General features: G+C 65.8%; 10 protein-coding genes. 2 read left to right on the top strand and 8 right to left on the bottom strand.

Annotated elements, in window-relative coordinates:
* Positions 1-40 precede the first annotated feature (40 nt).
* The gene (locus tag GOQ09_RS13775) at positions 41-850 is read left to right on the top strand and encodes an alpha/beta fold hydrolase (protein WP_126745821.1); all 810 of its coding nucleotides are present in this window, start codon (positions 41-43) and stop codon (positions 848-850) included.
* 8 nt (positions 851-858) lie between these two features.
* A complete protein-coding gene (locus tag GOQ09_RS13770; protein WP_157613914.1) occupies positions 859-2,004 on the top strand; it encodes a PAS domain-containing sensor histidine kinase in 1,146 nt (381 codons plus the stop codon).
* On the opposite strand, the gene GOQ09_RS13765 is transcribed toward GOQ09_RS13770, so the two are convergent.
* The 8 genes from GOQ09_RS13765 to GOQ09_RS13730 form a co-directional block, all read right to left on the bottom strand.
* A complete protein-coding gene (locus GOQ09_RS13765; RefSeq protein WP_157613913.1) occupies positions 1,988-3,721 on the bottom strand; it encodes a bifunctional protein-serine/threonine kinase/phosphatase in 1,734 nt (577 codons plus the stop codon). The genes GOQ09_RS13770 and GOQ09_RS13765 overlap by 17 nt on opposite strands.
* A gap of 30 nt (positions 3,722-3,751) precedes the next feature.
* Positions 3,752-4,564, bottom strand: coding sequence for a formate/nitrite transporter family protein (locus GOQ09_RS13760; RefSeq protein WP_157613912.1), 813 nt, complete (start codon positions 4,562-4,564; stop codon positions 3,752-3,754).
* A gap of 71 nt (positions 4,565-4,635) precedes the next feature.
* Positions 4,636-5,466, bottom strand: a complete 831-nt coding sequence (cobA, locus tag GOQ09_RS13755) for a uroporphyrinogen-III C-methyltransferase (protein ID WP_157613911.1) — start codon at positions 5,464-5,466, stop codon at positions 4,636-4,638.
* 13 nt (positions 5,467-5,479) lie between these two features.
* On the bottom strand, positions 5,480-5,890 hold the full coding sequence (gene nirD, locus GOQ09_RS13750; RefSeq protein ID WP_157613910.1) for a nitrite reductase small subunit NirD: 411 nt from the start codon (positions 5,888-5,890) through the stop codon (positions 5,480-5,482).
* A gap of 17 nt (positions 5,891-5,907) precedes the next feature.
* The gene (gene nirB / locus GOQ09_RS13745; protein WP_157613909.1) at positions 5,908-8,376 is read right to left on the bottom strand and encodes a nitrite reductase large subunit NirB; all 2,469 of its coding nucleotides are present in this window, start codon (positions 8,374-8,376) and stop codon (positions 5,908-5,910) included.
* Positions 8,377-8,695: 319 nt separating this feature from the next.
* Positions 8,696-10,027 carry a four-carbon acid sugar kinase family protein gene (locus GOQ09_RS13740; protein ID WP_157613908.1) on the bottom strand — a complete coding sequence of 444 codons (1,332 nt, stop codon included), beginning with the start codon at positions 10,025-10,027 and terminating at the stop codon, positions 8,696-8,698.
* Between the two features lie 8 nt (positions 10,028-10,035).
* Positions 10,036-11,307, bottom strand: coding sequence for a ribulose-bisphosphate carboxylase large subunit family protein (locus GOQ09_RS13735; RefSeq protein WP_157616702.1), 1,272 nt, complete (start codon positions 11,305-11,307; stop codon positions 10,036-10,038).
* Between the two features lie 8 nt (positions 11,308-11,315).
* Positions 11,316-11,855, bottom strand: coding sequence for a VOC family protein (locus tag GOQ09_RS13730; protein ID WP_157613907.1), 540 nt, complete (start codon positions 11,853-11,855; stop codon positions 11,316-11,318).
* Positions 11,856-11,859: the final 4 nt, after the last annotated feature.

The raw sequence follows: 11,859 nt of genomic DNA, 5'->3' as shown, positions 1-11,859 counted from the left end.
CGCCTGCGAAACTACCGAGCTCCAAAAGACACGACAAGACATGACCGACCAACTGCAACATCGCAATAATGTCCATGTGGCCGGCAGCGGCCCCGCCACGCTGTTTTTCGCGCATGGTTTCGGCTGCGACCAGAACATGTGGCGCCTTCTGGAACCCGAGTACCGCAAGAAGTACCGGACAGTGCTTTTCGACCTCGTCGGCAGTGGCGGCTCCGATCTCAAGGCATTCGATCCGGGCAAGTACGCGTCACTGGACGGCCATGCCGCGGATGTGATCGAAATCGTGAAGGCCTATGGGGAAGGCCCGGCCATCTTCGTGGGGCATTCGGTCAGCGCGATGATCGGCGTTCTGGCGGACCTTGCCAGTCCCGGCCTCATTGCGGCGCACGTGATGGTCGGGCCGTCGCCCTGTTACATCAATGATGGCGACTATGTCGGAGGGTTCGAGCGCGCCGACATCGACTCGTTGCTGCACACCCTCGAGAGCAACTATCTCGGATGGTCCAGCACGATGGCGCCGGCAATCATGGGTGCGCCGGAGCAACCCGAACTCGGCGTCGAGCTGACCAACAGTTTCTGCCGCACCGACCCGGAGATCGCGAAGCACTTCGCGCGCGTCACCTTCCTGTCGGACCACCGAGACGCCATTGCCGAACTGCGAACGCCTTCGCTGATCCTCCAGTGCGACGACGACCTGATTGCTCCCGTGGCCGTCGGCGAATACATGCACAAGGTCATGCCCGACAGTGTTCTGACGATCATCGACAACGTCGGGCACTGTCCGCATTTGAGCCAGCCGAGCGCCAGCAACGACGCGATCGCATCGTTTCTCTCGCAGCGCGGTTACTAGGCCTGCTCATGACAGCGCTGCGGCCCGCCGATGAGATGCTGCTCGACGGTGTTCCCTGCGGGCTGGTCGAGACAGACGCAAAGGGCGTCTTCTTGCGCGTCAACAAGCCGTTCTGCGCCTGGTTGGGCTATGACAAGGCAGATCTGGTGGGCAAGAAGCGGCTGCAGGACCTGTTGACCATGGGCGCCCGCATCTTTCACCAAACCCATTGGGCGCCCTTGCTGGAAATGCAAGGCTCGATCTCGGAGTTGAAGCTCGACGTCCGGCACCGGAATGGAAGCACCCTGCCCATGGTTCTCAATGCCGTTCGTCACGGGCACGGGCCGGATCACACCCAGGAAGTGGCCCTGTTCGTGGCACGAGACCGCGACAAGTACGAACAGGAGTTGCTTCTGTCTCGGAAAAAACTCGAGGCACATATTGCGGAAGTGGAGCGCCTTCAGGCCGAAACGAAAGACCGGGCGCTTTTTGCGGAGCAGATGATCGGGATCGTGAGCCACGATCTGCGCAACCCGTTGTCCGCCGTTCACACAGGTATCCAGGTTCTCTTCAAGCATGCACCCACCGACAACCAGGCACGGGTGCTGTCGCGAATGGCGCAGTCGGTGGACCGCGCGAATCGCCTGGTGTCGGACTTGCTGGACTTCACCGTCGCGCGTGTGGGAAAAGGCATTGCGATCAACCCCCAGCCGGTCGACCTGCACGAGGTGGTCGCCCAGAGCGTGGCCGAACTCGCCTTGTCCTTTCCTGATCGGACGTTGCGCCACGAAACCGAAGGCCGCGGGGCGTGTCGGGCCGATCCGGATCGAGTCGCACAACTCGTCGGCAATCTGGTGGCAAACGCGGTGACCTATGGTGACCCGCACAGGGAAGTCACCATCAAAACATCAGTGAGTCCTGAGCGCGTCGAGGTTTCGGTGCACAACTGGGGTCCTGCCATTCCGAGCGAACTCATTTCGGCCTTGTTCCAACCGATGGTCCGCGGATCGCCAGCCAGCACCGGCAGAAGCGTGGGCCTCGGGCTGTTCATCATCATGGGGATTGCGAAGGCCCATGGCGGGCAGGTAGCGGTGGAGTCAAGCAACGCAGAAGGGACAACCTTCGTCGCCACCTTGCCCATGTCTGGAGAATCGACGCTCAGCCCCGCTGGCTGAGCAAGCCAAGCAGCACGACCACCGCAATGCCCAGCAGCAAGGTCGTGCATTTCCAGAAGATCACCGGGTTCTTTTCGACGAGCGGCGTGCCACGGCTGTTCAAGAAATCCGGGCGGGGTTGCCGCAGGTCTTGCACAAACTCTGAAAGCACCTCGTAGCGCTTGAGCGGGTTGGGGTTGAGCGCCTTTCGCAGCACTTCGTCGATCCAGGCCGGAATGGCCCGCTGCGCGTCCAGCGCGGACCTGTACTGCAGATTGCGCTGGTCTGCCCGCGTGCGAATTCGTGCAGCCTCCGCCCCGTAGGGCAGCCGTCCGGTCAGCATCTGGTAGACGATCACGGCCAGCGAGAACAGGTCCGATCTTGCCGACCCACCTTCGCCCACAAAGTATTCGGGCGCCGTGTACTGCACCGTCCCCAGTATCTGGTCAGGCGCGGCCAGCGTGCTGTCGTCCAGGCCGGCCACCCAGGTGGAGCCGAAGTCGATGATGCGCACCGTGCCCGTGCGGTCGATCATGATGTTCTCGGGCCGCAGGTCCTGGTGCAGCATTTCGAGGCGGTGAAAAGCCTGCAGGCCTTTCGCGAGCTGGTCGACGATGCCGCGCACCGATTCGAGGCTCGGCCGCGGGTTGTCGACCATCCACTGCGCCAGCGTCTGCCCCTCGACGAACTCCATCGCAACGTAGAGGTAGTTCCGCTTGCGATGGGTGGCGTGCGGCTTGAGCACGTGCGCGCTGTCGATGCGCCGCGCCACCCATTCTTCGAGCAGAAAGCGGTCCAGATGCGCCTCATCGTTCTGCAGGTCGACCGAGGGAGTCTTGAGCACCACGCGCTGGCCCGTGTCGTCGTCGGTCGCCAGGTAGATGTGGCTGCGATGGCTGTGGTGCAGGTCGCGCACGATGGTGTAGCCGTCGAAGCGCATGCGCGCCTCCAGCAGCGGCGGCAGCTGCAGCGCGGCGCGTTGTGCGTGCAGTTCGTTGACGTCGCCATCGGGCAGGGCGTCGATCCTGACGATCTGCACCGTCAGGTTGTCCGGGCTGCCGCGGGCGTAGGCTACTTCCGCAATGCTGCGAGCCGCGGCGTCCAGGTCGGTGGGGTTCGCATCCAGTGCGGCCTTGATGGCCGCGGTGTCGATGTGCTCGTGAACGCCGTCCGATGTCAGCAGGAAGACATCGCCTTGCTCGACGGGAACGGCGCGGTAGTCGATCTCCACATGCGGCCCCACGCCCAGTGCGCGGCCAAGGTAGCTTTGTCCGCCGCCCACCGACACGCGGTGGTCTTCGGTCAGCTGCTCGAGTGCTTCTGCATGCCAGCGGTAGACGCGTGTGTCGCCCACATGAAAGATGTGCGCGGTGGTCGACCTGACGACCAGCGCGCTGAAGGTGCAGACGTAGCCGCGGTCCTTGTCGAAGCGGCCGCCGCCGTTCTGCGTTTGCGCATGCAGCCACGCGTTGGCGGCCGTGAGCACGCGCTGGGCCGAGCGGCTCACGCTCCATGCGTCCGGGGTGCAGTAGTAGTCGGTCAGAAAGCTCCTGACCGCCGACTCGCTGGCCACGTGGCTCACGTCGCTGCTGCTGATGCCGTCGGCAATGGCAATTGCCACGCCCTTGGCACTGCGGACTTGTCCCTCCGGCAGGGCGGCGCCGTGGAAATCCTGGTTGGTTTCCTTGCGCCCCTTGTCGGAGTACTGGCCGATCGAGACCGCGAATGCGGAGCGCATCGTCACCGGCGGCGAGCGGCTGGGCCGTGTTTAGCGGACCACGCGCTTGGGGCCCGTTTTCACGTGTGTGGCGTACAACGTGAGGCCGGTGAACGACAAGCCGCCAATGAGATTGCCCAGCACCGTGGGGATCTCGTTCCAGATGATGTAGTCCATGATCGAGAAGTTGCCGCCCATGAGCAGTGCCGACGGGAACAGGAACATGTTGACGACCGAGTGTTCGAACACCATGAAGAAGAACACCATGATCGGCATCCACATGGCAAGCACCTTGCCCGTGACCGAGGTCGAGATCATTGCGCCCACGACACCGGTCGACACCATCCAGTTGCACAGCATGCCGCGCACGAAAAGCGTCAGCATGCCGGCGGCGCCGTGGTTGGAATAGCCCACCGTGCGCGCCTCGCCGATGGTGGCGATCACCTGGCCGACCTTGTCGGGCGGGCTCGTGAAGCCGAAGGTAAAGACGATGGCCATCAGCACGGCCACGGTGAACGCGCCGAGAAAGTTGCCGACGAACACCAGCCCCCAATTGCGCAGCACGCCGCCGATGGTCACGCCGGGGCGCTTGTCGATGAGCGCGAGCGGCGTCAGCACGAACACGCCCGTCAGCAGGTCGAAGCCGAGCAGGTAAAGAATGCAGAAGCCCACCGGAAACAAAATGGCTCCGATGATCGAGTAGCCGGTCTGCACGTTGATGGTGACCGCGAACACAGCCGCCAGTGCCAGGATTGCGCCCGCCATGAAAGAGCGGATGAGCGTGTCCCGCGTGGACATGAAGATCTTGGATTCACCGGCGTCCACCATCTTGGTGACGAATTCGGAAGGCTGCAAATAGGCCATGGCGTTGCTTTGGTTTGAAGAAAAAGCCGAAAGAAAAAAATGGAAAGGAGAGGCGCGGGGAAGCCGCAGCCTCAGGCCGCCTTCTCCAGGGCAAGATGCGCGGAAGACGCCGCGGCGGCCAGTCCTTGAAGGACGTCGCCGACCACGATGATCGAAGGGCTGCACAGGCCGTTGTCGGCAATGGTCTGCTCCAGCGTCGCGAGTGTTCCCACCGCATGCCGCTGGGTCGGCAGGCTGGCGCTCTGGACCACGACGATGGGCGTCGAAGGCGGCAGGCCGCTCAGCAGTTCGTTCTGGATGCGGCCCGCGCCCGACACACCCATGTAGATGACCAGCGTCAGCCGCGCGGCATGCGCGGTGGCCGCCAGCGCGTGCCAGTCGGTGCCCGGCGAACCAGGCTTTGCGTGGCCCGTGACGAAGACGACGCCCTGCGCATGGTCGCGGTGCGTCAGCGGCACGCCGAGCGAGGTCAGCCCGGCCAGGCCCGAGGTGATGCCGTTCACCACCTCGACCTGGATGCCGGCCTGCGCAAGGTGCTCGACCTCTTCGCCGCCGCGGCCGAAGATGAAGGGGTCGCCGCCCTTGAGGCGCACCACGTGCTCGCCTTCGCGCACGGCCATGATCATGAGCCGCTCGATGAAGCTTTGCGGCGTGCTCTTGCAGCCGCCGCGCTTGCCGACGTGGATCACGCGTGCACCGGGCTGCGCCATGGCAACGATCTCGTCGCTCACCAGGTCGTCGACAAGCAGCACGGTGGCCGACTGGATGGCCTTGAGCGCCTTGATCGTGAGCAGTTCGGGGTCGCCCGGGCCGGCGCCGACGAGCGTGCAACGGCCATGCACGGGGGGCATGCCTGGGTTGCGGTCGTCGCTGCGCGACGAAGACGTGAGAGTGAGGCTCATGTCGTTCTTCGCGTCAGGCTGCGGAGTCTTCGGTTTGAAGGCAGGCGCGGTTGGCCGGCCCCGCGACCGGTCGCTCGAGCTCCACCGCATGCGTGGCAAGCTCGTTCGAATCCAGGTGCACCACGCCCTCGGCAACCTTCACGGCAAACTTCGGCGTGCATCCTTCATCGGGCGACTTGGCGCACCCGTCGTCCAGGCCGATGGCCCAGTTGTGCAGCGGGCAGGCCACGCTGGTGCCGAACACGATGCCCTGGGAGAGCGGCCCGCCCTTGTGCGGGCAGCGGTCCAGCAGCGCGAACACCTGGTCCTCCGCATTGCGGAACACCGCCACGTCCACGCCCACCGGGCGCGCCACTCGGCGCGCGCCCAGCACCGGGATGTCCTCGACGCGGCAGATCACTTTCCATTCGTTGTTGTCGTTCATGGCTGTTGCTCCTTCATTCACGCTGCCTGCGTTGTTTCGTCCACCACCGCCACGGGCGTGAACTGCCGCACATCCACCTGCGCCTGGCTCGACTCGAACCAGGGATCCGGCTCCCCATCCAACGCGAACTGCAGCCGCTCCCACAGCGCCTTGCGCCCGGCCTCGTCCTCCAGGATCTTCTTCTTCACATAGTCCAGGCCCACCCGCCCGATGTAGTGCACCGTGCGCTCCAGGTACCAGCCTTCCTCGCGGTACAGCTGCAAGAACGCCCCCGAGTACTCCATCACCTCCTCGGCCGTCTTCACCTTCACCAAGAACTGCGCCACTTCCGTCTTGATGCCGCCGTTGCCGCCCACGTACAGCTCCCAGCCGGAGTCGACCCCGATCACCCCCACGTCCTTGATCCCGGCCTCCGCGCAGTTGCGGGGGCAGCCCGAGACCGCCAGCTTCACCTTGTGCGGCGAATACATCGCCCACAGCGCCCGCTCCAGGTCCTTGCCCATCTGGGTGGAATCCTGCGTGCCGAAGCGGCACCACTCGCTGCCCACGCAGGTTTTCACCGTGCGCAGGCTCTTGGCATAGGCAAAGCCCGAAGGCATGCCGATGTCCTTCCACACCCCCTCCAGGTCTTCCTTCTTCACCCCCAAGAGATCGATGCGCTGGCCGCCCGTGACCTTGACGGTGGGAATCTTGTACTTGTCCGCCGCATCCGCGATGCGCCGCAGCTCATCCGGCGTGGTGTGGCCGCCCCACATGCGCGGAATCACCGAATAGGTGCCGTCCTTCTGGATGTTGGCGTGGCTGCGCTCGTTGATGAAGCGGCTCTGCGGATCGTCCTTGGCCTCCTTGGGCCAGGTGCTGATCAGGTAGTAGTTGATGGCCGGGCGGCAGGTCGCGCAGCCGTTGGGCGTGCGCCAGCCCAGGTGGCGGTACACCGCGTCGTGCGTCAGGTGGTGGTCCTTGCGGATGGCGTCGCGCACCTCCTGGTGGCTCGCATCGGTGCAGCCGCACACCGCCTTCTTCTTGGGCGTGGCCGAGTAGTCGCCGCCGGCGGTGAACATCAGGATCTGCTCCACCAGCCCGGTGCAGGAGCCGCAGCTGGCGCTGGCCTTGGTGTGCTTCTTGACCTCGTCCAGCGTGAACAGGCCCTTTTCCTTGATCGCCTTGCAGATGGTGCCCTTGGTCACGCCGTTGCAGCCGCACACCTCGGCCTCGTCGGGCATGCTGGCGGCCTTGTTGTGGCCCTCGTGGCCGGTGTCGCCGATGTTGGACTCGCCGAACATCAGCTTGTCGCGGATGTCGTGCACGCTGCGCCCGTCGCGCAGGAGCTTGAAGTACCAGCTGCCGTCCACCGTGTCGCCGTACAGGCACGCGCCCACCAGCTTGTCGTCCTTGATCACCAGCTTCTTGTAGACCCCGCCGAAGGGGTCGCTCATGACGATCTCCTCGGTGCCTTCGCCGCCCATGAACTCGCCGGCCGAGAAGAGATCGATGCCCGTGACCTTGAGCTTGGTGGAGGTGAGCGAGCCCAGGTAGCGCCCGATGCCGAACTGCGCCAGGTGGTTGGCCGCGACCTTGGCCTGCTCGAAGAGGGGGGCCACCAGCCCGTAGGCGATGCCGCGGTGGGCGGCGCATTCGCCCACCGAGTAGATGCGCGCATCGGTCACGGTCTGCATGGTGTCGTTGACCACGATGCCGCGGTTGCAGTGCAGGCGCATCTTCTCGGCCAGCTCGGTGTTGGGGCGGATGCCGACAGCCATGACGATCAGGTCGGCGGCCACCTCGGTGCCGTCCTTGAAGCGGATGGCGGACACCCGGCCCTGGTCGTTTCCGACCAGCTCCTGGGTCTGGGCGCCGATGAGGAACGCGAGGCCCCGGTCTTCCAAAGACTTCTGCAAGAGCTTGCCGGCCACGTCGTCCAGCTGGCGCTCCATGAGCCAGGGCATGACGTGCACCACGGTGACGTTCATGCCGCGCAGCATGAGGCCGTTGGCCGCCTCCAGGCCCAGGAGGCCCCCGCCGATGACGACCGCGTTCTTGTGGGTGCGGGCGGTCTCGATCATGTAGTCGGTGTCGGCGATGTCGCGGTAGGCGATGACGCCCTTCAAGTCCTTGCCGGGCACGGGGAGCATGAAGGGGTTGGAGCCGGTGCACATCAAGAGGCGGTCGTAGGCGGCCTCGGTGACGGCGCCCTGGGCGTCGACGGCGCGCACGATGCGCTTGACGCGGTCGACTTCGACGACTTTCTTGCCGGCGTGCAGGGTGATGTGGTTGTCCGAGTACCACTCCCAGCTGTTGAGCACGATCTCGTCCACGGTCTGTTCGCCGGCCAGCACGGGCGACAGGAGGATGCGGTTGTAGTTGGGGTGCGGCTCGGCACCGAAGACGGTGATGTCGTACATGTCCGGGGCGAGCTTCAGCAACTCTTCCAGGGTGCGCACGCCGGCCATGCCGTTGCCGACCATCACGAGCTTGAGTTTGTGCATGGGGTGGGGCCTTTCGAAAATGCAAATGCCGCAACGCAGCTTTGTGTGGCTGCATTGACGAGCGGGGTTGGGGGGAGGGGGCGCCCGCTGAGTGCGGGCTGAAGGTGCTGGCGCTATTTGCGCCGGGCGTTCGCAAGCCGCGAAAACCACACCAAAGCGGTGCTTCGTTACACCGTGATTTCCTGGTCATGCAAAGACCGTGCCTGCATGCGATAGCCGCACCCCTGCTGCGGAAGGCGCCTGTGCGGCGGATGAAGCAGGCACCCGAACGGAGCCCGCGCTCGCAACTGGTGCGGCGGCGCCGGGCTGCTGCAGGGCCTCAGGCGGTGCCGTGCACCAAGTGCTCGAACACGTCGTCCGAGCCCATCTGGCCGCCTTTCAGCATGATCTCCATGCCGTCGAGCGCGGCATCGTCGCTGTGCACCCGGCACAGCGACGCGCCGGCGCCCATGTCCGCCACATACGACAGCCCCCATGCATCGAGCGCTTGGACGCCATGGCTCGATGTGTCGCCGCCGGCAATGCCCACGCGCCGCAGCGGCACCATCGCCAGTACCTTGGCCAGCAGATCGCCGCCCGCGCGTGCGAGCGCCTGCGCATCGAGCTCGGTGATGGGCCTCAACTGTTGTTCGGAGGGGCGGGTGCAGGCCAGCACGTTGCGGCCGCCCGCAAGCCCACGCGCGATGTCCTGGGCATGGCGGTTGAGCGTGGCCGCGTCTTGCCGGGCGAGCAGCGGCGCGTCGAGCCACACCGTATCGAACGAGCGTGCCCCCGCCACTTGCCGTGCCGTCACGGGCGAGAGGCTGCCGGCAAGCACCAGCACCGGGCCTCGCGCGGGTGCCACGCGGTGCGGGCCGGCCTGCACATCGGCATGGCGCGGCCCAAGGGCAGTGGCCAGCGCATCGACCACGCTGCTCGGCCCCACGGCAAGCAGCGTGGCACGGAGGGCCTGTGCCCACAGCACTTGGCCGATGCTTGCCAGTTGCGGTGCTTCGGCCACGTCGAACAGCACGGCGCCGGTGCCGGCTTCGGAAAAGGGCGCTTGCAATGCGCACTGCAGTGCATTGCCAAGCGCATCCGGGCCTCGCACGGTGGCCGTGAAGGGAATGGAGCGAACGTCGGCCAAGCCCTGCCTGCCCAGGTGAGCCCGCAGATCCGGCTCATCCATTGGCGTGACCGGGTGACGGCTCATCGTCGGATGCCTGTCGATGCGGAACACCTCGCCTCCGGCACCCGCCGCGGCGAACAGGTTGCCGAAAAGGCAATACCGCCCAAGGTTGGGCTGGCCGCCCACGATCGCCGTCCACGGTTGTTCCACGGCGGTACGCAGCGCGCGAACGGCCGCGCCAATGGAGCCGATATGCGGCGCGCTGTCGAAGGTGGAGCAGGTCTTGTAGTGCAGCACGCGGGCGCCGAGCGACCGGAACAATGCCGCCACCGGGGCCAGTTCGGCCTGCATCGCCTCCGGCGCCATCGCTCGCGCTGCGCCGGCAATGCCCAGCACATCGAGCGGCCCGGTGCGGGCGAGCCGCGCGGCATCGGGCGTCTTCAGGAACAGCATTGCACGCAGGCCCGCCCGCGCCGCGGTGCCGAGAGTGTCGGTTGCGCCGGTGAAGTCATCGCCGTAGTAGACGATGGCCGGGGCGGGCATTGCCGGCGTCACGGCTTGCCGAAGAAGGCGAGGGCACGCGCAAGCTCGGGAGCGCCGCGGGCCGCGTCTTCCAGCGCAACACCGTTGCGAACGGCCGACCATGCCTGCCGGATGCTGGCCACACCTGCCGCCGCACCGTCTGGATGCGCAAGAATGCCGCCGCCGGCCATGAAGAGCAGGTCGTCGCTGCCGATGGCCGCCCAGGTGGCCGGCACGGTGCCGGCCCATTGGCCCGACGAGAAAGCCGGCATCACGCGGTCGTCCGCAGCATCGGTCAACGGCGTGAAGCAGTCGCGTGCCGACTCGATCACTTCGCTGTCGGCCTGCGAAAACTTGCCCTGCAAGCCGTGCACGTGCATGTGGTCGACACCGGCGAGCCGCCAGAGCGTTTGGTAGGCCTGGAAAGAGATGCCAAGCAAAGGATGCCGCGACAGTGCGCCGTATCCGTTGCGGTGGCCATGCAACGCCAGGCCGGTATGGCGCCGCAAGGTTTGTATGCCCGAATGCCCGCACCAGTTGAGGCTGGCCATCACGCACGAGCCGCCTTCGCGCTCGACCAGGTCGGCGTGCCGCTTCATGGCATCGGTTTCGTCGGTGATGTTGAAGGCCACCATGACGTGCTTGCCGGTGCGCTCCTGGTGCGCGCGCACCACGGCCATGACCGCGGGCACGCGCTCGGCGAGCGGTGCGTGCGCCGGGTCGGCACACACCTCGTCGTCCTTGATGAAATCGACGCCCGCGGCGCACAGCCGTGCAACCAGCTCTGCCGTTTCGGCCGCGGAGAGCCCCACGTTCGGCTTAATGATGGTGCCGACCAGCGCGCCGCTTGCAACGCCGGTTGCGCGCCGCGTGCCCGCGATGCCGGCGCGCGGCATTTCGAACTTTGCGCGGTAGGCGGCTGGCACCCGCAGCGATTCGAGCCGCAGGCCCGTTACTTCGCCCAGGTCGTAGAGGTTGCCCGATACGGTGGCCGCAAGCGTCGGCAGGTTGGCACCGATGTTCGCCACCGGAAACGAAATGTCGATGTACGCGCGCCGCCATGGCCCGCGCGTGCCCTTGCGCTCCAGCAGCGCATTCGGGAGGCTCGGCGCCTCGGCTGGAGCAACTTCGGCAATTGCCTCGACGGTGGCGCGCGCCCGCTCGCGCAGCGCATCGGTCTCGCCCTCCACGCGCGTGAAGGTGCCGCATGATTGTTCGCCTGCCATCACCTCGGCCACGGCGGCCGGCTCCAGCGGCGTTTCGATCAGGTAGCGCCCGTGGACGCGTTCAGCAGGCACCATCGCCGTGCTCACAGCTTGCTCAGGTCCGGAAAGGGGCGCACCGGTTCGCTGCCGTTCCAGCCTTCGGAGGCGCTTCGGATCAGGTCGAACATCTTGCCCTTGGGCCCCGCCACTTCGGACAGTTCGATCACCGTGCCCGGGTGGTATTCGGTGTCGAAGTAGATGAAGCGGCCGCGCTCGCCCACTTCGCCGCTCATTACCGGCTTGAAGCCCTGCGCGGTAAGGCGCGCCAGGTCGGCGTCGTAGTCGGCCGTCCAGTAGGCCACGTGCTGCAGCCCGGTGCGGCCGGCCTGCAGGAAGTCGCGGTACATCGAAGGCACGTCGTTGCGCGTCTGGATCAGTTCTACCTGCACATAGCCCGAGTTGGCCAGCGCAACCGAGTTGTGCGGCTCATGCGCTTCGCCGTTGTAGCGGTAGTTCTTGATGGGCACCTTGGGGTTGTAGAACCAGGGGCCCACGCCGAGCTTGGTGCTCCAGTAGTCCATGGCGGCCTCGATGTCGTGCACGACATAGCCCAGCTGGCGAATCTCGCCGAGGAATCGACTCATTGCG

The sequence above is a fragment of the Variovorax paradoxus genome, from assembly GCF_009755665.1.
Taxonomy (GTDB): domain Bacteria; phylum Pseudomonadota; class Gammaproteobacteria; order Burkholderiales; family Burkholderiaceae_C; genus Variovorax; species Variovorax paradoxus_G.
Note: the sequence above shows the minus strand (reverse complement) of the source record. Positions and strands in the feature narration are given on the sequence as shown.